Source organism: Pinirhizobacter sp., from assembly GCF_036499745.1.
Lineage (GTDB): Bacteria > Pseudomonadota > Gammaproteobacteria > Xanthomonadales > Rhodanobacteraceae > Pinirhizobacter.
This window is the reverse complement of record NZ_DASYDG010000010.1, coordinates 32,173-55,115: the sequence shown is the minus strand read 5'-3', so window position 1 is coordinate 55,115 and position 22,943 is coordinate 32,173. Positions and strand designations below refer to the sequence as shown.

Annotated in this window: 27 protein-coding genes; all 27 read left to right on the top strand. The window is 66.1% G+C overall.

The window, feature by feature from the left end; all coding sequences use genetic code 11:
- The first annotated feature begins 30 nt into the window (after positions 1-30).
- Positions 31-1,341, top strand: coding sequence for a flagellar protein export ATPase FliI (gene fliI, locus VGM61_RS03170; protein WP_414694793.1), 1,311 nt, complete (start codon positions 31-33; stop codon positions 1,339-1,341).
- Complete coding sequence (gene fliJ, locus VGM61_RS03165; RefSeq protein ID WP_331521266.1) at positions 1,338-1,763, top strand: flagellar export protein FliJ; 426 nt, start codon at positions 1,338-1,340, stop codon at positions 1,761-1,763. The genes fliI and fliJ overlap by 4 nt, the downstream gene beginning before the upstream one ends.
- Positions 1,764-1,779: 16 nt before the next feature.
- Positions 1,780-3,087, top strand: coding sequence for a flagellar hook-length control protein FliK (locus VGM61_RS03160; RefSeq protein ID WP_331521265.1), 1,308 nt, complete (start codon positions 1,780-1,782; stop codon positions 3,085-3,087).
- Positions 3,088-3,265: 178 nt separating this feature from the next.
- Positions 3,266-3,742 carry a flagellar basal body-associated FliL family protein gene (locus VGM61_RS03155; protein ID WP_331521264.1) on the top strand — a complete coding sequence of 159 codons (477 nt, stop codon included), beginning with the start codon at positions 3,266-3,268 and terminating at the stop codon, positions 3,740-3,742.
- A gap of 14 nt (positions 3,743-3,756) precedes the next feature.
- The gene (gene fliM / locus VGM61_RS03150) at positions 3,757-4,773 is read left to right on the top strand and encodes a flagellar motor switch protein FliM (RefSeq protein WP_331521263.1); all 1,017 of its coding nucleotides are present in this window, start codon (positions 3,757-3,759) and stop codon (positions 4,771-4,773) included.
- An 89-nt stretch (positions 4,774-4,862) separates the two neighbouring features.
- Positions 4,863-5,195, top strand: coding sequence for a flagellar motor switch protein FliN (fliN, locus tag VGM61_RS03145; protein WP_331521262.1), 333 nt, complete (start codon positions 4,863-4,865; stop codon positions 5,193-5,195).
- On the top strand, positions 5,192-5,617 hold the full coding sequence (gene fliO, locus VGM61_RS03140) for a flagellar biosynthetic protein FliO (protein WP_331521261.1): 426 nt from the start codon (positions 5,192-5,194) through the stop codon (positions 5,615-5,617). Before fliN ends, fliO begins: the two co-directional genes overlap by 4 nt.
- On the top strand, positions 5,617-6,363 hold the full coding sequence (gene fliP / locus VGM61_RS03135) for a flagellar type III secretion system pore protein FliP (RefSeq protein ID WP_331521260.1): 747 nt from the start codon (positions 5,617-5,619) through the stop codon (positions 6,361-6,363). The genes fliO and fliP overlap by 1 nt, the downstream gene beginning before the upstream one ends.
- Positions 6,360-6,629 carry a flagellar biosynthesis protein FliQ gene (fliQ, locus tag VGM61_RS03130; RefSeq protein ID WP_331521259.1) on the top strand — a complete coding sequence of 90 codons (270 nt, stop codon included), beginning with the start codon at positions 6,360-6,362 and terminating at the stop codon, positions 6,627-6,629. Before fliP ends, fliQ begins: the two co-directional genes overlap by 4 nt.
- Positions 6,630-6,631: 2 nt before the next feature.
- Positions 6,632-7,408 carry a flagellar biosynthetic protein FliR gene (gene fliR, locus VGM61_RS03125; RefSeq protein ID WP_331521258.1) on the top strand — a complete coding sequence of 259 codons (777 nt, stop codon included), beginning with the start codon at positions 6,632-6,634 and terminating at the stop codon, positions 7,406-7,408.
- The gene (gene flhB, locus VGM61_RS03120) at positions 7,405-8,550 is read left to right on the top strand and encodes a flagellar biosynthesis protein FlhB (protein ID WP_331521257.1); all 1,146 of its coding nucleotides are present in this window, start codon (positions 7,405-7,407) and stop codon (positions 8,548-8,550) included. Before fliR ends, flhB begins: the two co-directional genes overlap by 4 nt.
- A 3-nt stretch (positions 8,551-8,553) precedes the next feature.
- Positions 8,554-10,650, top strand: coding sequence for a flagellar biosynthesis protein FlhA (gene flhA, locus VGM61_RS03115; protein ID WP_331521256.1), 2,097 nt, complete (start codon positions 8,554-8,556; stop codon positions 10,648-10,650).
- A gap of 124 nt (positions 10,651-10,774) precedes the next feature.
- Positions 10,775-12,094, top strand: coding sequence for a flagellar biosynthesis protein FlhF (gene flhF / locus VGM61_RS03110; RefSeq protein WP_331521255.1), 1,320 nt, complete (start codon positions 10,775-10,777; stop codon positions 12,092-12,094).
- Positions 12,095-12,204: 110 nt separating this feature from the next.
- Complete coding sequence (locus VGM61_RS03105) at positions 12,205-13,035, top strand: MinD/ParA family ATP-binding protein (protein WP_414694792.1); 831 nt, start codon at positions 12,205-12,207, stop codon at positions 13,033-13,035.
- Positions 13,032-13,763, top strand: a complete 732-nt coding sequence (locus VGM61_RS03100; protein ID WP_331521253.1) for an RNA polymerase sigma factor FliA — start codon at positions 13,032-13,034, stop codon at positions 13,761-13,763. The genes VGM61_RS03105 and VGM61_RS03100 overlap by 4 nt, the downstream gene beginning before the upstream one ends.
- A gap of 50 nt (positions 13,764-13,813) precedes the next feature.
- Positions 13,814-14,212: a chemotaxis response regulator CheY gene (gene cheY, locus VGM61_RS03095; protein WP_331521252.1), complete on the top strand. Its 399-nt coding sequence runs from the start codon at positions 13,814-13,816 to the stop codon at positions 14,210-14,212.
- Positions 14,213-14,220: 8 nt separating this feature from the next.
- Positions 14,221-14,868 carry a protein phosphatase CheZ gene (locus tag VGM61_RS03090; RefSeq protein ID WP_331521251.1) on the top strand — a complete coding sequence of 216 codons (648 nt, stop codon included), beginning with the start codon at positions 14,221-14,223 and terminating at the stop codon, positions 14,866-14,868.
- A 10-nt stretch (positions 14,869-14,878) separates the two neighbouring features.
- Positions 14,879-16,945 (top strand): chemotaxis protein CheA, encoded by a 2,067-nt coding sequence (locus VGM61_RS03085; protein WP_331521250.1) that lies wholly within the window; start codon positions 14,879-14,881, stop codon positions 16,943-16,945.
- On the top strand, positions 16,945-17,685 hold the full coding sequence (locus VGM61_RS03080) for a flagellar motor protein (RefSeq protein ID WP_331521249.1): 741 nt from the start codon (positions 16,945-16,947) through the stop codon (positions 17,683-17,685). Before VGM61_RS03085 ends, VGM61_RS03080 begins: the two co-directional genes overlap by 1 nt.
- On the top strand, positions 17,682-18,746 hold the full coding sequence (motD, locus tag VGM61_RS03075) for a flagellar motor protein MotD (RefSeq protein WP_331521248.1): 1,065 nt from the start codon (positions 17,682-17,684) through the stop codon (positions 18,744-18,746). The genes VGM61_RS03080 and motD overlap by 4 nt, the downstream gene beginning before the upstream one ends.
- 2 nt (positions 18,747-18,748) lie before the next feature.
- Positions 18,749-19,555 carry a ParA family protein gene (locus VGM61_RS03070; protein ID WP_331521247.1) on the top strand — a complete coding sequence of 269 codons (807 nt, stop codon included), beginning with the start codon at positions 18,749-18,751 and terminating at the stop codon, positions 19,553-19,555.
- Positions 19,552-20,145 carry a chemotaxis protein CheW gene (locus VGM61_RS03065; RefSeq protein ID WP_331521246.1) on the top strand — a complete coding sequence of 198 codons (594 nt, stop codon included), beginning with the start codon at positions 19,552-19,554 and terminating at the stop codon, positions 20,143-20,145. Before VGM61_RS03070 ends, VGM61_RS03065 begins: the two co-directional genes overlap by 4 nt.
- Positions 20,142-20,588, top strand: coding sequence for a chemotaxis protein CheW (locus VGM61_RS03060; RefSeq protein WP_331521245.1), 447 nt, complete (start codon positions 20,142-20,144; stop codon positions 20,586-20,588). Before VGM61_RS03065 ends, VGM61_RS03060 begins: the two co-directional genes overlap by 4 nt.
- A gap of 58 nt (positions 20,589-20,646) precedes the next feature.
- Complete coding sequence (locus tag VGM61_RS03055) at positions 20,647-21,030, top strand: DUF2802 domain-containing protein (RefSeq protein ID WP_331521244.1); 384 nt, start codon at positions 20,647-20,649, stop codon at positions 21,028-21,030.
- 80 nt (positions 21,031-21,110) lie between these two features.
- Positions 21,111-21,560, top strand: a complete 450-nt coding sequence (locus VGM61_RS03050) for a helix-turn-helix transcriptional regulator (protein WP_331521243.1) — start codon at positions 21,111-21,113, stop codon at positions 21,558-21,560.
- A 34-nt stretch (positions 21,561-21,594) separates the two neighbouring features.
- Complete coding sequence (locus VGM61_RS03045) at positions 21,595-22,005, top strand: VOC family protein (RefSeq protein ID WP_331521242.1); 411 nt, start codon at positions 21,595-21,597, stop codon at positions 22,003-22,005.
- A gap of 164 nt (positions 22,006-22,169) precedes the next feature.
- Positions 22,170-22,925 carry a hypothetical protein gene (locus VGM61_RS03040; RefSeq protein ID WP_331521241.1) on the top strand — a complete coding sequence of 252 codons (756 nt, stop codon included), beginning with the start codon at positions 22,170-22,172 and terminating at the stop codon, positions 22,923-22,925.
- Positions 22,926-22,943 lie beyond the last annotated feature (18 nt).

Below are 22,943 nucleotides of genomic sequence, written 5' to 3'. Positions count from 1 at the left end.
CGCAACCAGCGCTGGAGCGACGCGCTGGCCATGCGCTGCGCGCAGTTGGACCATCTTCGCCCGCTGCAAGCGGAAGGAAAATTACGCCGCGTAGTGGGGCTCACGCTGGAAGCCGTCGGCTGCGAGGCCCCGGTGGGCGCGCGCTGCATGGTGTCCGGCGCCGACGGCAACGAACTTGAAACCGAGGTCGTCGGCTTCGCCGATGGTCGCCTGCTGTTGATGCCCACGGGCCAGTTGCACGGCGTGCTGCCCAATGCGCGCGTGCGTCCGGTCGCCGGCACGTCCGGCGTGCCGGTGGGCGATGAACTGCTCGGCCGCGTGATCGGCGCCGATGGCGCGCCGCTGGACGGCAAGGGACCGCTGATGGTGCGCGAGCGCGCGCCGCTGCGTCGCGAGCCGATCAACCCGATGTCGCGCCAGCCGATAGACACCCCGCTCGATACCGGCGTACGCGCGATCAACGCCCTTTTGACCGTTGGCCGCGGCCAGCGCATCGGCCTGTTCGCCGGCTCCGGCGTGGGTAAATCAACGCTGCTGGGCATGATGACCCGCTTCACCGACGCCGACGTGGTCGTGGTGGGGCTGATCGGCGAGCGCGGTCGTGAAGTGAAGGAGTTCGTCGATCACACGCTGGGCGAGGAAGGCCGTCGCCGCGCCGTGGTAGTGGCGGCGCCCGCCGACGCGCCGCCACTCTCGCGGCTGCGCGGCGCACAGTTGGCCACCGCGGTGGCCGAGCATTTTCGCGACCAGGGCAAGCGGGTGTTGCTGCTGATGGATTCGCTCACCCGTTATGCCCAGGCACAGCGCGAGATCGCGCTGGCCATCGGCGAGCCGCCGGCGACCAAGGGATATCCGCCGTCGGTGTTCGCCATGCTGCCGGCGCTGGTGGAACGCGCCGGAAATGACGCTACCGGGACCGGTTCCATCACCGCTTTCTATACCGTGCTGACCGAGGGCGACGACTACCGCCACGATCCGATCGCCGACGCGTCGCGCGCGATCCTGGACGGCCATATCGTGCTCTCGCGCGACCTGGCCGAAGCCGGCCACTACCCGGCCATCGACATCGAAGCCTCGATCAGCCGCGTCATGCCCGCCGTGGTGTCGCGCGAGCACATGCGGTCGGCGCAGCGCTTCCGCCAGGTGTATTCGGCCTACCGGCAGCAACGTGACCTGATTGCCGTGGGTGCCTACCAGAAGGGCAGCGACCCGCGCACGGACGAAGCCATCGCCCTGTACCCGCAGTTGTCGGCGTTCCTGCAGCAGGAGACCGAAGAATCGGTGGGCCTGGCGGAAGCCGAAGCGGGCCTCGGCGCCGTGGCCCAGGTTGAGCGCGCATGACCTCGCGTGCCGATCGCCTGCAGCCGGTGGTGGACCTGGCTGAAAAACGCGAGCAGGAAGCCACGCTTGCCATGGCCGGCCAGCGTAACCAGCTGGCCATGGCCCAGCAACAGCTCGATGAACTGCGTCGCTACCGCGACGACTACGGCAGCATCCCTTCCGGCAGCAACGTTGCCGGCATCCTCAATCGCCAGAGTTTCCTGCAGCGCATCGACATGGCCATCGTCCAGCAGATGGCCGAGGTGGCCCGACGCGAACGCGCCGTGGCGGCATCGCAGCAGGCATGGATGGAAGCGCGTGGCCGGGCCAAGGCCCTGGACACCGTCACCACCCGCTACCGCGATGCCGAACGCAAGGCCGAGGACCGCCGCGAACAGAACCAGGCCGACGAGCGCTCGCAGACCAAGCGCAAGCCGGCCTAACGACGATGAGAACCTCATGAACACCCAGACGCCTTCCTCCATCCAGCTCAATCCGCCGCAGCGGGCGTCTACGCGGCAATCTGCGTCCACGCCCGACCGGGACGACGCACCGAGCTTTGGCGATGCGATGAAGCATGCTTCATCTGCGCTTGCGCCAAAAGCAGATCCGCCGCAGCATTCTGCGCCGGTACGCACGCAAGACGACACAACTGGACAGGCACAGTCACAAGCACAAGCGCCCCAGCAGGGCGGTGGCGCTCACCACGCCAAGGCCAAGGGCGACCGGGCCGACGCTGGCGATGCTGCTGATGCCACGGCTGCCGACGGCACCGGCGGCGTGGCCGTGGCTCTGGCCGACGCAGCTTCCGCGGCCGCACAAAACCCGGGTCCAGGTGCCGATGCCGACGAAGAACCCGCAGCCGACGCCAAGACGGCCAAAAGTGACCAGACATCCGGACCCGCACAGCCCGCGACCGACCCCGCCAACGGCCAGGCGATCGCCGCTGCCATGCTGGCGTTGATCCAGCAATCCGCGGCACCGGCGCCAGCTGCCACTACCGCTGCTGCGCCGGCCACAACGTCGGCCACGGCTACGATGGTCACGGCCACAAACGACAGCAAGTCCGCCATCGCCGACGACATCGGTGCAGCCATCACGGCGTCGTCGAAGATGGCCCAGGCCCTCACCAGTTCGCTCGGTGGTGCGGTGGCAGGTACCGTTGCCGATGCCGCCACGGGCGTGGTCGGCAAGGCAGTCGGCCTGGTCGGCGACGCCATGGCAGGGTTGCTGGGCAGTGGCGACAAGGCCGATGCGACCAAGGCGTCCCTGTTGCCTGACCCGTCGCTATTGGCCACGGGCCAGGTACCGCAAGCGTCCATTCCGGTATCGGCGCCGGCTGCCTTGCAAAGCACCCAGGTAGCCGGCACCCCCGCCTTTGCCAACGAGCTCGGCCAACAGATCGCCTGGATGAGCAATGGCGACATCAAGGAAGCGTCCATCCGCCTGCATCCGGAAGACATGGGCCAGCTGGACGTGAAGATCAGCGTGCACCAGAACCGCGTGGACGTGGCCTTTGCCGCCCAGCATCCCGCCGCCGTGCAGGCGGTGAACCAGACCCTCACCCAGCTGGACACCATGCTTGCCCACCACGGCCTGCAACTTGGCCAGGCGCAGGTCGGCCAGCAGCAGTCGGGGCAGGGCGGCCAGGACCATGGCAGGTCGTTCGCCCAGGTTGCGCAGGGCAGTGGCGAGCCTGGCGATGTGCCGGACGTGCAACAGGCGACCGTCCGGGCGCCCAACGCCCTGGTCGACGACTTCGCCTGACCGGCGGCCCCGGCAACGGAATATCGACACGCGTCGGGAAACCGGCGCGTCTGCTTTAAGGCAAACCCGCATTGCAAAGCCCTTCAGGGCGTGGCACGCGGCTTGCAACGAACATCATGACCGGCGTGGACGTTCCGCGCGAACGCTTTCGCCATTGCTATAACGCTTGAGGTTTTCCATGTCCGCAACCGCTGAAAACGCCGCTCCCGTCGTCAAGAAAAAGGGCAAGGGCGGCCTCCTTGCCATCCTCGCTGTGGCCGTCATTGCCATGGGTGCCGGCGGCTTCTTCCTGCTTCATAAGAAGGGCGCGGAGGAAGCGGCCAAGCCCGTCCATCGCGAGGCGCTGTACCAGGCGCTGGAGCCGGGTTTCGTGGTGAACTTCCAGGATGACCGCGCCCTGCGCTTCCTGCAGGTGGGGATCACCGTGATGTCGCACGATCCGGAAGCCATCCAGGCGGTGAAGGACACCGATCCTGTGATCCGCAACGCACTGGTGATGCTGTTTTCCGGCCAGGACGCCAGCACCCTGACCGACGCGAAGGGCAAGCAGAAGCTGCAGGCCGAGGCACTGGCCGCGGTGCAGAAGATCGTGGCTGACAAAACCGGCAAGCCCGGCGTCGACGCGGTGTATTTCACCAGCTTCGTGATGCAGTAACCCAAGGACCCGCCATGAGCGACCTGCTTTCCCAGGAAGAAATCGACGCACTGCTGGCCGGTGTGGAAGGCGGTGCGGTAGAGACCGAGGTCAACGAGCCTCTGCCGCCGGGCATGGCCGTCGAATACGACTTCACCCAGCAGGACCGCATCGTCCGCGGCCGGCTGCCTACGCTAGAGATGGTCAACGACCGATTTGCCCGCTATTTCCGCGCCAACCTGTTCAATGTGCTGCGCAAGGCATGCGAGGTATCCGTGCTGGGCGTGCGCATGGTGAAGTTCAACGAGTACGTGCATTCGCTAGCGGTGCCGTCGAATCTCAACCTGGTCCGCATCAAGCCCCTGCGAGGCACCGCCCTGTGCGTGCTGGAGCCGCGCCTGGTGTTTACCGTGATCGATAATTTCTTCGGTGGCGACGGCCGCTATCACGCGCGCATAGAAGGCAGGGATTTCACCCCGACCGAAAACCGCGTGATCCAGATCGTGCTGGGCGAGATTTTCACCGCCATGGGCGAAGCCTGGGCCCCGGTGTTGAAGATGGATTTCGAGTTCCTGAACTCCGAGATCAACCCGCAGTTCGCCAATATCGTCAGCCCCACGGAAACCGTGGTGGTCTCGCGCTTCCATATCGAACTGGACGGCGGCGGCGGGGAAATCCACCTCACCCTGCCGTATTCGATGGTCGAGCCGATCCGCGAACTGCTCGACGCCGGTGTACAGAGCGACCGCGCCGAACGTGACGACCGCTGGATCCATTCCCTGCACGAGGAAATTCTCGACGCCGAGGTGGAGCTGTCGTCGCTGATGGCCGAAACCCGCATCAGCATTGGTGATTTCCTGCACCTGCGCCCCGGCGACGTCATTCCCATCTCCGTGCCGGAATTCGCCTCGGTCTTCGCCGAGGACGTGCCGGTGTTCCGCGGCCGTCTGGGCAATGCCAATGGCCACAAGGCGATCCGCTTTGAGCAATTGATGCGTACGCGCGTGGCCAGGCACCAGGCCGAGCTGCTGCCGGATCCGATCCCGGCGTAACCGGGGGGTTGGCACACCCATTGCATTGCCTCTCGTGAGCCGCCGATAAACCGTCGCGCGGCAATGAACCATCACGAGAAGAAGCGCACATGAACAGTGAAGCCACCGCCCTTGCGGACGAGTCGAACGCCGGAGTCCTGGCCCAGGCCGGCATCTCCTCCGACGTCAGCCTCGACGTCATCCTGGACGTGCCGGTGACCATGGCCATGGAAGTGGGCCGCACCAAGATCTCCATCCGCAACCTGCTGCAGCTGAACCAGGGCTCGGTGGTGGAACTGGACCGCGCCGCCGGCGAACCGCTGGACGTGTTCGTCAACGGCACCCTGGTCGCCCACGGCGAAGTGGTGGTGATCAACGAGAAGTTCGGCATCCGGCTGACCGACGTGATCAGCCCGGCCGAACGGGTGCGCAAGCTGCGATGAAAACCGTGTTTGCCTCTTTCGGCGCCCTGCTGATGGCAGCCGCGCCGGGCATGCTGCGGGCCGCTCCCGCCGCCATGGCCGCTCCCGCCCCGATCAATACCGGTGCGGAGTTGCTGCGGGTGGTGCTGAGCCTGGCCGGCATCGTGGCCATGATCTTCGTCGCCGGCTGGCTTACCCGCCGTGCGCAGGCCCGGGTGCGTCCCGGTGGCCGGAAGATTCGCGTGATCGAGACGATGCCGGTGGGCGTGAAGGAAAAAGTGATGCTGATGGAAGTGGGTGGCACCCAGTTGCTGGTGGGTGCCTCGCCGTCGGGCCTGCGCACGCTGCATGTGCTGGCCACGCCGATCGTGGAGGACACCACCATCGCGTCCACGCTGCCGCCAAGCTTCCGCGACATCCTGGGCCAGTGGGGCAAGCGCTGATGAAGACGCTGCGCTGGATCCTGCTTGGCCTGCTGGTCTTGCTGCCGGGCCTGGCCGCCGCCGACCCCATCGGCATTCCGCTGGTGAACGTGGCGCCGGCCGCCAACGGCGGTTCGAACTGGACGCTGTCGCTGCAGATGCTTGCGCTGATGACGGCATTGACAGTGCTGCCGGCGATCCTTCTGATGATGACCTCGTTCACACGCATCATCATCGTGCTGGGCTTCCTGCGCCAGGCGCTGGGCACCAATACCACGCCGCCCAACCAGGTGATCCTGGGCCTGTCGCTGTTCCTCACCTTGTTCGTGATGGGGCCGGTGCTGAACCACTCCTACACCGAAGGCGTGAAGCCGTACATGGATGGCACGATGACGGCCGAAGCGGCATTGCCCGCCGCAGCCGCGCCGTTCCACCGCTTCATGCTGGACCAGACCCGCGAGCCGGACCTTCAGCTCTTCACCCGCCTGGCCGGCGATACGCCCTACGCCAGCAAGGAGGCCGTGCCTTACCGCGTGGCGCTGCCTGCGTTCGTCACCAGTGAGCTCAAGACCGCTTTCCAGATGGGCTTCCTGCTGTTCATCCCGTTCCTGATCATCGACCTGGTAGTGGCCTCGGTGCTGATGTCGATGGGCATGATGATGGTCTCGCCGATGATCATCTCGCTGCCCTTCAAGATCATGCTGTTCGTGCTGGTCGATGGGTGGACATTGCTGCTGGGCACGCTTGCCGGGAGCTTCTACACATGACGCCGGAAAGCGTGATCAATTTCGGCCAGCAGGCGCTGTACATCGCCATGCTGATCGGTGCCCCGTTGCTGCTCACCGCGTTGGCGGTGGGCCTGATCATCGGCATGGTGCAGGCGGCCACGCAGATCAACGAACAGACCCTGAGCTTCATCCCCAAGCTGATCGCCATGTCCCTGGTGCTGGTGGTTACCGGCCCCTGGATGCTGCGCACGCTGGTGCAGTTCACCCGGCAGCTGATCGAAAACCTCCCGGCCACGGTGCGCTGACCATGCCCGTCCAGGCCGCCCAGATCACCGCATGGATCGCCGCCTTCGCCTGGGCCCTCTCGCGCGTGGGCGGGCTGTTCCTGGTGGCTCCCGTACTCGGTGCCACCACGATCCCGGTGAATATCCGCGTCGGCATCGCCCTGGCGCTGGTGGTGGTGATCGCGCCGATGGCACCGATGGGCCTGGAGCCGATGTCAGGGCAGGGCATCGGTGTGCTGGCGCAGCAGATGCTGCTGGGCGCGCTGATCGGCTTCGTACTGAGAATTGTCTTCGAGGCGGTGGCCTTCGGCGCGCAGCTGATTTCCACCTCGATGAGCCTTTCCTACGCCGAGACGGTGAACCCGCTTGGCGGCGGCAGCTCGACGGTGGTGAGCCAGTTCTACACCGGCATGATCACCTTGCTGTTCCTGGCAATGGATGGCCACCTGCAGCTGATCGGCCTGCTCGCCGATAGTTTCCAGACCACGCCCATCGGCGGCGCGGGCGTGGGCACCGATGAAATCTGGGGCGTGCTTATGTGGACGGGACACCTGTTCTCCGGTGCCCTGCGCGTAGCCCTGCCGGCGCTTACCGCCTTGCTGGTGGTGAACCTGGGATTCGGCGCCATCAGCCGCTCGGCGCCATCGATGAACCTGTTCGCCGTGGGCTTCCCGATCACGGTGAGCCTTGGCCTGGTTGCCATCTGGCTGGCCCTGCGCCAGCTCCCCGGTGCCTTCGATTCGCTCTCTGCCGACGGATGGGCAACCATGCGCGGCCTCATTGGCGGAGGTTCGCCATGAGCGAGGAGAGCGACCAGGACCGCACCGAAGAAGCCAGTGAAAAGCGCCTTCGCGAAGCCCGCGAGAAAGGCGAGCTGCCGCGCTCGCGGGAACTCTCCACTGGCGTGGTGGTGCTGGCCGGCGTGTCCAGCGTGCTTGCCACGCGGGACGAACTGGCCGTGCATGCACGCAACATCATGATGCTGGGCGTGCACTACAACCGCGAGGACCTCTTCGCCGCCAACGGCATTTCCCATGTGATGTCCACCGCGGCGCTCGAGGCCTTGCGCATGCTCGGGCCGATGTTCGTGGTGACGATCGTTGCCGCCTTCGCCGCCCCGGCGTTGCTTGGCGGCCTTAATTTTTCCGGCCAGGCGCTGATACCGAAGTTCGACCGGTTGAACCCGATCTCAGGCTTCGGCCGCATTTTCTCCACCAACGGTTTCGTCGAGCTGGGCAAGTCGTTGCTCAAGCTGATCCTGATCGGCGGCGTGCTGGTCTGGTACATGATGAAAAGCCGTGCCGACATGCTGGGCACCGGCGCAGGCGACGTCGTTGCCGGCATCCACCGCTCGCTGGGCACCATCGGCCAGGCCTGCATGTACTTCGCCTGCGTGCTGGGTTTTCTCGGCCTGCTGGACGCGCCGTGGCAGAAATTCTCTTTCGCGAAAAAAATGCGCATGACCAAGCAGCAGCTCAAGGACGAGCACAAGGAAAGCGACGGCAATCCTGAGATGAAGGGACGCGTCCGCAGCATGCAGATACAGATGTCCCGCCGCCGCATGATGCAGGACATCCCCAAAGCTGACGTCGTCGTGGTCAATCCGAGCCACTTCGCCGTGGCGCTGTCCTACCAGGATGCCATGCGCGCGCCGAAGGTAGTGGCCAAGGGCATGGATGTGATCGCCATGCAGATTCGCTCGGTGGCCGGCGCGCACAAGATCCCGCTGGTGGAAGCCGCCCCGCTGGCGCGCGCGCTCTACAACACCACCGAAGTCGGCCATGAGATCCCCTCGCAGCTATTCGTGGCGGTGGCGCAGATCCTGGCCTACGTGTATCGCCTGAAGACCGCGCTCGCCCAGGGCGACGTAATGCCTGACAAACCGAACCCGGACGTCGATCCCGACCTGCTGGGCCGTTACCGCATGAACGACGAGAACTAAGCCATGGCCTCCCCGTCCACTTCAGGTTTCGCCGTGTTCGGCCAGATGGCCCGCCGCGGCATCGGTGCACCGATTGCCTTGCTGCTGGTGCTGGCGATGCTGATGCTGCCGTTGCCGCCGTTCATGCTGGACCTGCTCTTCACCTTCAACATTGCGCTGTCGCTGGTGATCCTGCTGGCGGTGGTGTACGTGATGCGGCCGCTGGAATTCGCAGCCTTCCCGACCGTGGTGCTGGGTGCCACCCTGCTGCGCCTGGCGCTTAATATCGCGTCGACCCGCGTGGTGCTGCTGCACGGCCACATGGGCCCGGGCGCGGCGGGCAAGGTGATCGAGGCCTTCGGCGAATTCGTCATCGGCGGTAATTTCGCCGTGGGCCTGGTGGTGTTCTGCATCCTCACCATCATCAACTTCGTGGTGGTCACCAAGGGCGCCACGCGCGTGTCGGAAGTGACTGCGCGCTTCACCCTCGATGCCATGCCCGGCAAGCAGATGGCCATCGACGCCGATCTGAATGCCGGCCTTCTCACCCAGGAACAGGCCCGCGAGCGTCGCCAGGAAGTACGCGAGGAAGCGGATTTCTACGGTTCGATGGACGGCGCCTCGAAGTTCGTGCGCGGCGATGCCACCGCCGGCATTCTTATCCTGATCATCAACATCGTTGGCGGCTTCTTCGTCGGCATGTTGCAGCATGGCCTTTCCGCCAGTGAGGCGGCGCGCAATTACACGCTGCTGACCATCGGCGATGGCCTGGTCGCCCAGGTGCCCGGCCTGATGCTTTCCATCGCCGCCGCGGTGATCGTTACCCGTGTGTCGAAGTCGCAGGACATGGGCCGGCACGTGGTGGGCCAGTTGTTCGGCCAACCCAGGGCGCTGGCGGTGGCCGGTGTGGTGCTGGCGGTGATGGGGCTGATCCCCGGCATGCCGAATATTGCCTTCCTGATGCTCGGCGCAGTCTGTGGCGCCGGTGCCTGGGCCTTGAACAAGCGCCGCCAGGAGGTGGCCGCGGCCACCCGGCGCGCCCTGGAGGCTCCGCCCGAGGCGCCGGTGTCCGGCGAGAAGCTGGAGCTGTCGTGGGAAGACGTGGCAAGCGTCGACACCATCGGCCTTGAGGTGGGTTATCGCCTGATTCCGCTGGTGGACAAGAACCAGGGCGGCGAGCTGATGGGCCGGATCAAGTCGGTCCGTCGCAAGCTCTCGCAGGAACTGGGTTTCCTGGTGCCGGCGGTGCACATTCGCGACAACCTGGACCTGGGCCCGCATTCGTATCGGATCAGCCTGATGGGCGTACCGATGGGCGAGGCGGAGATCCACAACGAACGGATGCTGGCGATCGACCCGGGCCGCGTGCACGGCGCGTTGAACGGTATCGCCACCACCGATCCTGCCTTCGGCCTGCCGGCGGTGTGGATCGAGCCGGGCCTGCGCGAACATGCGCAGTCGCTGGGCTACACGGTGGTGGATCCGGCCACCGTGATCGCCACCCATCTTTCGCACATCCTGGGCGGTCATGCCCATGAGCTCCTGGGTCACCAGGACGTGCAGCAGATGCTCGACCGCCTGGCGGCCACAGCGCCGAAGCTGGTGGAGGACCTCGTGCCCAAGCGCCTGTCGCTGGGCGTGGTTGTGAAGGTGCTGCAGAACCTTCTTGCCGAGCGCGTGCCGGTGCGCAACATGCGCGGCATCGTCGAATCCTTGGCGGAACACGCCGGCCAGAGTCAGGATCCCGGCGTGCTTTCGTCCGCCGTCCGCGTAGCCCTGGGGAGGCAGATCGTCCAGGAGATCGCCGGCATGGGGTCGGAGATCCCCGTCATTACCCTGGCGCCGGACCTGGAACAGATCCTCCTGGGCTCACTGCAAGGTGGTGGCGTGGCTGGCGCGGCGGTAGAGCCTGGCCTGGCCGAGCGCCTCCAGCAGAGCGTCGCCGAGGCCGCCCGGCGGCAGGAAATCGCGGGTGAACCTGCGGTTTTGCTGGTCGCCCCGAACCTGCGGCCGTGGCTCGCCCGCTTCACTCGCCACGTGGCACAGAACCTGCACGTACTTGCCTACAACGAGGTGCCGGACAACCGCCGCGTGCGGCTGGTCACGGCACTGGGACGCTAAGAGAAGGGGTAGGGCGAGCAATGAACGGCACACGACGGAAAACCCACGAGATGCGACGGAACGCCGCCGTTGCCGCCATTAACGCCAACGCCTTGACCCCCGCCACGCATTCCGGATCCACGCCATGAAGATCAAACGATTCGTTGCCGCCGACATGCGCCAGGCCATGCGGGAAGTGCGTGAGGAACAAGGTCCCGATTCGGTGATCCTGTCCTCCCGCCGCATCGCCGAGGGCATCGAGATCATCGCCGCGCTCGACTACGACGAGGCGCTGGTGCGCGAGGCTGCGGGACACAGCGCCGAGCGCGAGCCGGCTCCCTCGCCCCGGGCCGAGCTGCCGCCGATCGTCGCCCCGAAAGCGGCCCCCAGGGGCCAGGCCGAGGCCGAACCCGCCGCTGAGCGTCACCTTGCGCCCACCACCCCGCGCTCCGGGGCGACCCGCTACGGCACCGCGGCCCTGGCCGCTTCCGTCGCCGACGCCGTCCGCGCCGCTACCCGGGTGCCGGGTCAGGACATCGCCGTCAACGGCATGCGCGAAGAACTGAACCAGCTGAAGGAAATGCTGCAGATCCAGCTGTCCAGCCTGGGCTGGAACCAGCTCGACCGCGAGCAGCCCCTGCAGGCCCGCGTGCTGCGCGAGCTCACCCGCATGGGCCTGGATTCAGACGTGGCGCGCATGCTCACGGCGGAACTACCCGCCAAGATGACGGTTGAACAGTCGCGGTACCTGCCGCTGGGGCTGCTGTCCCGGCACATTACCGTCAGTGGCCGCGAGATCGACCAGCTCGGCGGCATCGTCGCCCTGGTCGGCCCCACGGGTGTTGGCAAAACCACCACTATTGCCAAGCTTGCCGCCCGCGCGGTGCTTCGCCATGGCGCGAATAACGTCACCCTGATCACCACAGACCAGTACCGCATCGGCGCCGCGGCCCAGATGGAGCACTACGGCCGCCTGCTTGGCGTGCGGGTGCACGCCGCCCACGACGCGGCAAGCCTGCGCACGGTGCTCGGCCAGTTGCGAGGCCACCACACCGTGCTGGTGGACACCGCCGGCCTTGCCGGCACCGATCCGCGCCTGCAAAGCCAGTTCGAGACGCTGAGGGCGGCGTCCGATGTGCGCGTTTGCCTGGTACTGGCGGCCAATGCCCAGGCCCAGGCCATGGAACATGCGGTACGCGCCTACCAGCCGTTGAAGCCCCAGGCGGTGATCCTGACCAAGCTCGACGAGTCCCCCCTGCTCGGTGGCGCGCTTTCTGCATTGATTCGCAGCGGGCTGCCCCTGGACTACACCACGGACGGTCAGCGTGTACCCGAAGACATCGCCACGGCGGATGCGCGAAAGCTCGTCCTCCGCGCGGCCCAACTGGTCAAGACCGGCCAGGCGGAACCCGACGATGTCCTGCTTGCCGACCGCTTCGGCGTCGCCCAACCCGCCCTGGCGTGAGCAACGGAATCCCCATGAACCTCGCAATCGGAAGTTACCTGCAGATGTCTTCGCCGCCCAGCAGCAACGACCTCGCCGTCGCCGCCCACCAGGCCGCGGGACTGGCCTTTATCGGCGACCGCCAGCCCTGCCGCACCATCGCGGTGGCCGGCGGCAAGGGCGGTGTCGGCAAGACCACCACGGCGGTGAACCTCGCCATGGCCCTGGCCATGGGTGGCCGCGACACCTTGTTGCTGGATGCCGACCTTGGCATGGCCAACGTCGACGTACTGCTGGGCCTGCAGCCCACGCGCCACCTGGGCCACCTGCTCGAAGGCAGCGCCCGGCTGGAGGAACTGATCACCGATTCACGCCACGGCCTGAAGGTGATCCCGGCCACCTCCGGCACCCGGCGCATGGCGCAACTGCCCAATGTCGAGCACGCCGCGGTGATCCGCGCCTTCGACGAGCTCACCGTCCGCCCTGAATTTCTCATCGTCGATACCGCCGCGGGCCTGTCCGACAGCGTGTCGATGTTCGCCGCCGCCGCCGACGACGTGGTGGTGGTGGTCTGCGACGAGCCGACCTCGCTCACCGACGCCTATGCCCTGATCAAGGTGCTCTCGCGCGAATTCGACGTCCCCCGTTTCCGCATCGTGGCCAACATGGTCCGTCATGCACAGGAAGGTAAACAGTTGTTCGAGAAGCTTTCCCGGGTGACCGGACGCTTCCTGGACGTGTCCCTGGACTTCATGGGGATGGTCCCCCACGACGAATACCTGCGCCAGGCGATCCGTCGCCAGGCGGCGGTCGTCGAAGCATGGCCAAGCAGCCGTTCGGCGCTCGGATTCAAGAATCTGGCACGTGCGGTCGATACATGGGGCGAACCCGAGCGTCGCGCCCAGGGTCGCATCGGCTTTTTCAGCGAGCGCCCCCGTCCGATGGGAGGGTTGCCGTCATGAGCGTCGCCACCGAATACCTGGAGGTTTCGCGTATCCCGGCGGATGAGCTGGTGCGTATCCACGCGCCGCTGGTCCGCAGGATCGCCTACCACTTGATGGGGCGCCTGCCGGCGAGTGTGGACGTGGGCGACCTGATCCAGGCCGGCATGATCGGCCTGCTCGAGGCGGCGAGGAATTTTTCGCCGACGCGCGCGGCCAGTTTTGAGACATACGCGGGCATCCGCATCCGTGGCGCCATGCTCGATGAGCTGCGCAAGACGGACTGGACGCCCCGCTCGGTCCATCGCAAGGTACGTGAAGTAGCGGAGGTGACGCGACAGATCGAGAACGAGACCGGCGCCGACGCCGACGACGCGGAAGTGATGAAGCGTCTTGGCATCGATGCGCTCGAATACAACCAGATCCTCGCCGATGCCGCGGGCGCCCGCCTGCTGTCGCTGTCGGCCCCCGAGGGTGACGAAGGCTCGGCCATCGATGTGGCCGACCCCGACGCCCAGGGTCCGGATGCGCTCTTCGAGCGCGAAGGCATGCGCGAGGCCCTGGCCGACTCGATCGACTCCCTACCCGAACGCGAAAAACTGGTCATGTCGCTCTATTACGAGCAGGAGCTGAACCTCAAGGAGGTCGGCGCCATCCTCGGCGTAAGCGAGTCGCGCGTGTGCCAGATCCACGGACAAGCCCTGATCCGCCTCCGCGCCCGCATGGGTGGCTGGCGCGAGCGGGCCTGAAAAGCCCCGACGAACAAAGAAGTAGCGCGAACGCATCGCGGAGAGACGTTTTGGACAAGAACATGAAAATCCTGGTGGTGGACGATTTCTCCACCATGCGCCGTATCGTCAGGAACCTCCTGGTCGAACTCGGCTTCACCAATACCGCCATCGCCGAGGCCGAGGACGGCGTCACCGCGCTCGCATCACTGCGCGCGGCCTCGTTCGACCTGGTGGTGACCGACTGGAACATGCCCAACATGACCGGCATCGAGCTGCTGCGCGCCATCCGCGCCGACGCCGCGCTCAAACACCTGCCGGTGTTGATGGTCACCGCCGAAAACAACCGCGACCAGATCATCGCGGCAGCGCAAAGCGGTGTGAACGGCTATGTGGTCAAGCCGTTCACCGCCGTCACGCTGAAGGAAAAACTCGACCGCATCTTCGAACGCCTCGCGGCCGCGAGCTAAGGCCAGCCATGAACACGATGATCTCCCCGTTGGGCCATGACGTGCCCCCGGCGTTGCGCGAACTGCTCGACTCAGGCGACCGCGCCGACTTCGAACAGGCCCTGGATACCCTCATCCGCAGCCGTGAGCAGCATCTTTTCCGTGCCATGGGTTGCCTTGCCCGCGACCTGCACGACGCCGTTCGCCGCCTGTCCTCGGACATATCCTCCAACGGCGAGCCCGGCAACATGGGTGACGCCCGCAAACATCTCATCGACGTGCTGGAGATGAGCGCCACCGCAGCCCATCGCAGCCTGGACTTCTCCGAACAGCTTCGCCCGCAGGTGCAGGCGCTTTCGCGCGAGGCCGACGAGTTGATGGCCGTGGACCCGGCCAGCACCGATTTCTCCGCCGCCGCTTTCGCCCTGGCTTCCCACGTCGATGAATTCGCCGTGGCCGCCGACGCGGGCCTGGGCGAGATGGTGGAAGCGCAGTCCTGGCAGGATCTTTCCGGCCAGCGCGTGCGCAAGGTTGCCGATTTCCTGGGCAAGGTCGACGCCTCGCTGCTCGAACTGGTGCGCCTGACCGGCACCCTTGCCGGCGCGGCCGCCGCGCCGGCGAACGACCGTGTCGCCCAGGACGAGGTCGATCGCATGCTCAGTGAATTCGGCTTCTAAGGAATAGAAGATGAGCGTCGAGCTGGACAGCGAGTTGGTCAATGTTTTCCTGGTCGAGGCCGGGGAGCTGTTGGACCGTCTCGGCGAACAGCTGGTGGAACTGGAAACCATGCCGGGCGACACGGAGTTGTTGAACGCGGTATTCCGTGCCTTCCACACCGTGAAGGGCGGCGCGGGATTCCTCGGTTTCGATCCGATGGTGGCGCTTTGCCATCGCGCCGAGGATCTGCTGAACCAGGCCCGTAACCACACCTTGCTCCTGAACTCAGCGCACATGGACGCGTTGCTGGAATCGCTTGACCTGCTCAACGACATGATGCGCGCCTGTGATGCGGGCGAGACCCTGCGCGAGGCACCGGCGAGCCTGTTGCGCCGCCTGGAGTCGCAGCAGGATGTCGACGCGGTAAGCGTGCCTGAGCCCGTGGCCGGGGCGGTGGCCGGCCCTTGTGCGGATCCGGTCTGCGTGGACCCGATCGACGATGAATTCGAGGCCCTGATCGCCGCCGCGCGCGTGGGCCGAGGCCACGAAGCAGCGGTCGCGCTCGTGCCAGCCAAACCGGTATCGGCCACCGGCGACGCGCCGATCGGTGACGATGAATTCGAAGCGTTGCTCGATTCCCTTTATGGCGCCGGTGGCGCACCAGGCACGGTCGAGGCCATCGCCGACGCGGCCCCTGCACCCGTGATGCCGGCCGCGAAGGCCCCGTCCAGCACCGCCATCGACGATGATGAATTTGAAGCCATGCTAGACGCCCTGCATGGCACGGGGAAAGGTCCGGGTAGTGTGGCTCCTGCCGCCGGTGCTGTTTCCCCCGCCGCGACGGCCGCGCCGGTGGATGCAGCCACGCCCGCGCGCGCTGCGGTCACCCCGGCCGCTTCCACCCCGGCTCGTTCAACCGCGACGGCCGATAGCACCGTCCGCGTCGATACCGCCCGCCTGGACGGCCTGGTCAATGCTGCCGGCGAACTGGTCCTGGTGCGCAACCGCCTTTCCATGCTGGCAGGCGGTGGCCAGGGCGAGGCGATGAACCGCGCCGTCGCCGAACTCGAACGAGTGGCAGCTGACCTGCAGAACGCGGTGCTGCGCATGCGGATGCAGCCGATCGGCAAGCTGTTCCAGCGTTTCCCGCGCATCGTGCGCGACCTTGCCCGCCAGCTGGGCAAGGACATCGAATTGAAGACCGAGGGTGAGGAAACCGATCTTGACCGCACCGTGGTCGAGGCGTTGGCCGATCCACTCATCCATCTGTTGCGCAATGCCGTCGACCACGGCATCGAGGATCCTGCCGACCGCACGCGGCTGAAGAAGCGCGCGCAGGGTACCGTGCGTCTAGCCGCAGCCCAGGTAGGCGACCGCATCATCATCACGGTGGCCGACGACGGTCGTGGCATGGACCCGGAAGTCCTGCGTCGCAAGGCGGTGGAAAAGGGTCTTCTGGACGAAGAACAGGCCGCACGCCTGGACACCACCGAATGTTTCGAACTGATTTTCCGCCCGGGGTTCTCCACCCGTGCCCAGGTGTCGGACATCTCCGGCCGCGGCGTGGGCATGGACGTGGTCAAGACCAAGATCGTCGAGCTTGGCGGCACCCTGGCGATCGATTCACTGGCCGGACGTGGCAGCGAAATCCGCCTGTCGGTCCCCCTGACCCTGGCCATCCTGCGCGTGTTGATGGTGCGCGTGGGCAACCGGCGGCTGGCGCTGCCGTTGTCCAACATCGCCGAGGTATTCGAGCTCGTGGCAGGGCAAGTGAGCGTGGTGGATGGTCGCGTCGTGGCCAGCCACCGCGGCCGTGCGCTGCCGCTATGCGATCTCGCCCAATGGGCCAACGCGCCCATCGGCGGCCGCCACGTGGTAGTGGTGCACATCGGTAGCCAGCGCGTGGGTTGCCTGGTCGACGACGTGCTGGGCCGTGAAGATGTCATGGCCAAGCCGCTGGGCAGCCTGCTGAAGGATGTCCCGGGCATTGCCGGCGCCACCATCACCGGCGATGGCGCCATCGCGCTGGTACTGGACCTTTCCTCGCTTGCCGATGGCAGCCAGTCGTGGCTGCCTGCACCGCGGGGGCTCACCTGATGAACCTGGTCAGCCTCGGCGGCACGATCCTCGCGTTCGTCGTCATCATCGTCGGGACCATCCTCAAGGGCAGCACGCTCGACGCGTTGTGGAACCCGGCAGCCTTCGTCATCGTCTTCGTCGGCACCACGGCTGCGTTGCTCGTGCAGACCTCCAGCGAAACGCTCAAGCGCGCCATGGCCATGCTGCCGTGGGTGTACCGCCCGCCTGTGGACGAAGCCCGTGAACTGGTCGGGCGTATTGTCAGCTGGAGCGAAGTGTCACGTCGCCAGGGCCTGCTGGGCCTGGAAAACGGCATCGAGCGTGAAACGGATCCGTTCGTGCGCAAGGGCCTGCAGTTACTGGTGGATGGCACCGAGCCCGACGCCATGCGCAGCGTGCTGGAAGTGGAAGTGCTCACGCGCGAACACTCCGATCTTGACGCTGCAAAGGTGTTCGAGAACGCCGGCGCCTATTCACCTACCATGGGCATCATCGGCGCGGTGATGGGCCTGATGGCCGTGATGCAGAACCTCACCGACCCGAGCAAGCTCGGCCATGGCATCGCCGCGGCATTCGTGGCCACCATCTACGGCATCGGCCTGGCAAACCTCCTGATGCTGCCGATCGCCTCCCGGTTGAAAAGCATTTCCCGCGGCCGGTCGCAGATGCGCGAGATGCTGGTGGAAGGATTGGTCTCCATTGCGCAGGGCGACAATCCGCGCCATATCGAGAGCAAGTTGCAGGGCTACCTGCCATGAAGCGCCGCCACCACGAAGAACACATCAACCACGAGCGATGGGCCATCCCCTATGGCGACCTGATCACCTTGCTGCTGGCCCTGTTCGTTGTGATGTACGCGGTCTCGGCCGTGAACGAAACCAAGTTCCGCGTCATGGCGGCATCGATCAACGAAGCCTTTCATGGCACCCCCCAGGTGATCCAGGCGCCGCGCGCGGGTGATCCTTCGGCCCAGGTGCCGTTGCCGAATAAATCACGCGTGGCCCAGGCCGCGCCCGTGGCGCGCATCGATGTGCCCATTCCGCCGCGCGACCTGCCGCTGCCGGGCCACGAGGGTGCCGCTGCCCAGGCCGGACCCACGGCCGACAACCTGCAGGCGGCAGCCGGTGCGAAGACGGGTGAAGCGGCCAACCTCGATGCCATCGCCGAGCAGGTACACAAGGCTTTGCAGCCCCTGATCGACAAGGATCTGGTGACGGTGCGGCGCACCGATGACTGGCTCGAGATCGAAGTGCGCACCGATATTCTCTTCGCCAGCGGCGCCGCGCGGCTTTCCGCGCCCGCTGAAGACGTGCTGCGCCACGTGGCTGGTATCCTCACGCCGTTCCCGAACCCGATGCGCATCGAGGGATACACCGACACCACGCCCATCGCCAGCGCGATTTTTCCGTCCAACTGGGAATTGTCCGCGGCACGTGCGGCCAGTGTGGCGCGGTTGCTTACCGGAAGCGGCATCGACCCGCACCGGGTGGGCATCATCGGCTGGGGCGAATTCCGTCCCGCAGCCGACAATGGAACCGTCGACGGCCGCAATCGCAACCGCCGCGTGTTGATCGTGGTGATGAGCGACAAGGCGGCGCCCGCGCGCTTCTACAGCGACGACGATCGCGTGGCTGGCAAGCTCGCCCAGGCGCCTGCCTCTTCACCTTCTGCGCCTCACGCGGCCAGCAATGAGCCAGCGGTGGTTGTCCCGGCCAGGCTCGAGGCCGCGTCCGAGGCCAGGACAACGGCCAGTGGCGCAGGTCTTGTGGCCCCCGTTGCGGCCACCATGGCGACCAGCCCTTCGTTGGGAGTCCACTGACGGTGCGTATCTGGGCCATCGCCAACCAGAAGGGTGGGGTAGGCAAGACCACTACCACGGTAGCCCTTGGTAGCTTGCTCGCCGAATCGGGCCAGCGCGTGCTGCTGGTGGACATGGATCCGCATGCATCGCTCAGCGGCTATGTTGGCGTGGAGGGCGGCGCCGGTGGCAGCGTCTACGATCTCTTCGGCGTCAACGGCGACGTGGTGGAGGCCGCGAGCCTGGTGCAGGCGACGACATTCGAGCGTCTTTCGGTACTTCCCGCTTCACCTGCCATGATCACGCTCGACCGCCAGCTGGGTGCCCGTTCGGGCATGGGCCTGGTGCTCAGTACGTCACTGGGCATGCTGGCTAACGATTTCGACTATGTGTTGATCGACTGTCCGCCGACACTCGGCGTGTTGATGGTCAACGCGCTGGCGGCCTGCCAACGCATGCTCATTCCCACGCAGACCGAAGCACTGGCCCTGGCGGGACTGGGCCGCATGCTGCGCAGCCTGTCGATGATCGAGCGCTCGCGCGGCATGCCGCTGCGGCGGCGAATCGTGCCCACCTTGTTCGATGCGCGCACGCATGCTTCGCGCGCATGCCTTGAGGAGCTGCGTGAGGTCCACGGCGACCTGGTGACGCAGAGCGTGATCCCGGTGGATACGCAGATCCGCGAGGCCAGCGCCGCCGGTGTGCCCCTGGCCTGGTGGCCTGCGGCGCGCCGGGGTGGCGAGGCCTATCGCAGATTGCTGCAGGAATTGCTTGCCCTCCAGGCAGCCCATGAGGTCTCCGGCGATGCACGCGCGGAGGATGCAGCATGAACTTGCGCGCCTTCCATGATGCCGATGAGCTGGTGGCCGATTATCTTTCAGCGCTGCTCAAGCCCGCGCCGTCCAGCCTGATCGAGCCTCCGCCGAAATCGCACGCCCCGCCACAGGCGAGGGCAGCCGTCCCTCTAACGGCGTCACCGGATCCTGTGTCACCTGAAAACGCCTCGCGCTATCTGCTGTGCGAGGCCGCCGGGGTGCGGCTGGCTCTGCCGATGGGCGAGGTGCGGCACATGGTGCCGTTGCCGCCGCTTCGGCCGGAGCCGGGTGACCCCGACATCTGCCTGGGACACTGGCGGCATCCCGGTGGCGAGGCGCGCGTGATCGACCTTGCCGCGCTGCTTGCCCCCGACATGGCCGGCGCCGAGGCCGATACCCTGCTATTGCTGCACGACCGTACCTGGGCGCTGGCCTGCACCGTCTACGAAGAATCAGTGGTGCTGGACGCCGAAGGCATCGCCTGGCGCACGCCGACGCAGTCGCGTCCGTGGCTGGTAGGCATGATGCGGGAGCTGCGCTGTGGCGTGATCGACGTGCCGGCACTGATCCATTCCTTCCGCACCCTGGCCGGGGAGGCCCCATGAGCATGCTCGCCGCCTCCACCGATGACAGCGTCTGGCTGGGTTTTGTCCTTGAAGGACAGCACTATGCGGTGCCGTTGCCTGCTGTGCGCGAAGTGATCCGCCTGGGTGACGTTACGCCCGTGCCGGGCGCACCGGATGAAGTGATGGGCGTGGTGAACCTTCGTGGCCAGATTGTCAGCGTGCTCGATGGCCGCCGCCGCTTCGGCCTGGTTGCCATCGATACCGGCCACGACGACGAACGCATCATGGTGATCGAGCACGGTGAGGAAACCATCGGCATGCGAATCGATGCCGTCGGCGACATGCTGGTGGCGGATCCTGCCGATATCGCCGCCCCACCGCCGGGCCGCGCCAGCCGCCGCGGCGATCCGGTCAGCGGCATCATTCCCCGTGCCGACAGTTTCGTCGCGCTGGTCGATGTCGAGCGGCTCTGCCGACTTTAGTACCTGCTGTCCCGGCATGGATTCTGCATGGAACCGGTTGTCCAACCGGAGCCCTGTCATGAACTACCCGCTTACCATCGCATTCGGCCTCATTTCCCTGGTCCAGCTGGCCATGCTGGTGTTCGTCTACCGTCGCCTGGGCCAGCTCAACGTCGGAATTCCGGCGCAGGCGCCTGCCTTCACGGCGCCCGAGCCTGATCTCGCTACCGATGTCATGGTCGGTGCCCTGCGCAAGCTCGACCAGCGCATCGACGATCTGGAGATCCAGGCCCGCCAGGTGCCCGCGGCCGTCGCCGATGTCGTTCCCGCCGACCGCTCCTACATGCTGGCCCAGCGCCTCGCCCGCCAGGGCGCCAGCGCCCAGCAGATCGCCGAAACCTGCGGCATCTTCCCCAGCGAAGCGGAACTCCTGCAGCGCCTGCACGGCGGCACCCGCCACTAGGTGTCAGCCACTAGGGGTCAGAGTCAATATGCGCGTCGCGCCCTCTAGTGAAATTGGCCATGGCGTGGCAGGCTCGGGTGGTGACCAGCAAAACTGACACCACCCAGCGCCTTCGTGACCTCGCGCAATTGCGGCGCGTCCGCGACCGGATCGACAGGGAATACGCCCAGCCACTGGATGTGGAGGCGTTGGCCCGCGGAGTGGACATGTCGGCAGGGCATCTGAGCCGCCAGTTCAAACTCGCCTTCGGCGAATCGCCGTATGCCTACCTCATGACGCGGCGTATCGAACGGGCGATGGCCTTGCTGCGGCGTGGCGACCTTAGCGTGACCGACGTTTGCTTCGAGGTGGGTTGTTCATCATTGGGCACCTTCAGTACACGGTTCACGGAACTCACGGGCATGTCGCCCAGCAGCTATCGACGCCAACAGGCACAGGCAACGGCGGGCATGCCCTCGTGCGTGGCGCGGCAGGTGACGCGGCCGATCAGGAATCGAGAAGCGCCCACACCTGAGCCTTCCCTAGACTGACCGCTCCTGACCCAACCTCATCGGAGTGATCACCATGGACATGAACATCCACGCCAGTTTCCTGCCGCAAATCGATCCGGAAGCCTCACTGGCCTTCTATCGCGATACGCTGGGTTTCGAAGTCCGCAATGACGTCGCCTATGGCGGCAACCGCTGGATCACGGTGGGTCCGGTGGGCCAGCCGGCGACATCCATCGTGCTGTACCCTCCGGCCGCCAGCCCGGGCATCACCGACGACGAGCGCCGCACCATCGCCGAAATGATGGCCAAGGGCACCTACGGCATGATCCTGCTGGCCACGCCCGATCTCGATGGCGCTTTTGCCCGCCTGCAAGACAGCGATGCCTACATCGTTCAGGAACCCACCGCCCAGCCCTATGGCGTTCGCGACTGCGCCGTGCGCGATCCCGCCGGCAACATGATCCGTGTGCAGGAACGGGGCTGAGGCCCGTGTCGCGCTGCGGGTCCGTCCGCAGCGCGGCCTTGCATATTCGGCAAGCCGTCGTGACATGACATGAGCGTTCTTTCATCGAGTGGCCAACGGTCGCCTGGCCGTGTTTAACTGTCTCGACAGGGAATGACTGATCGACGAGCGGGGGGTATAGCGCCGTGAAGGTGCAACTTAAGGGTTTTTGCAGCATCGGATTGCCGCCCGTATTCCGCGCTGCGGCCTTTACGCTGGCCGTGGTTTCGGCCGCGGCTGGCGCCCAGGACGTCCCGGCGAAGGCGCCGGTGCAGGCCGCGCCACCGAGCACCGAACTGCCACGCGTGACGGTAACCGCGCCATACACCACCACCCACGGCGGCTATGTCATTTCCAGCGATTTCCGCGTGGACCCACGCATGCCCTCGGTGGTCTTCCCGGCGCAGGCCCTGCAGCAGGATGACATCCTGAGCATCCGGCCGGTGCACCTGAATCCCGATGAATACCTGGTGTTGCAGGAATGCGCGCAGGCCGACTGCGCCCAGGCGGCCAACGTGCGTGTATGGAACAGCGCTGGCGCGGTCAACACTTACGTGGGTGCCAATCCCGAAAGGATCTGGATCAAGCATGAGAACAAGTACTTCATCTTCCTAAAACGCTTGCCCCTTGTGACCGGTGCATGTGGGGGGTGCGGCGATTCGTTCACCAGTTTCGAGCCGGTCAGCCCGCCCATGACGCTATATCCCAGGGGTCAGGCGGCATCGATGATGCAAGCGGAACTCGCAGGGCATGCTGAGGACCCCGCGATACCGGTGGTGTCGCAAAGCCACGAGGAAAGCGAATACGTCGTGCGGTTCGAAGGCGGTAGCGTGGTGCGGATCAAGCGCATGCATGCCGCAGCCGACGACAATGCAGCTCCGCTTTCGCGCGCGGGCCCCTGACCGGCCGCCATTTCACCC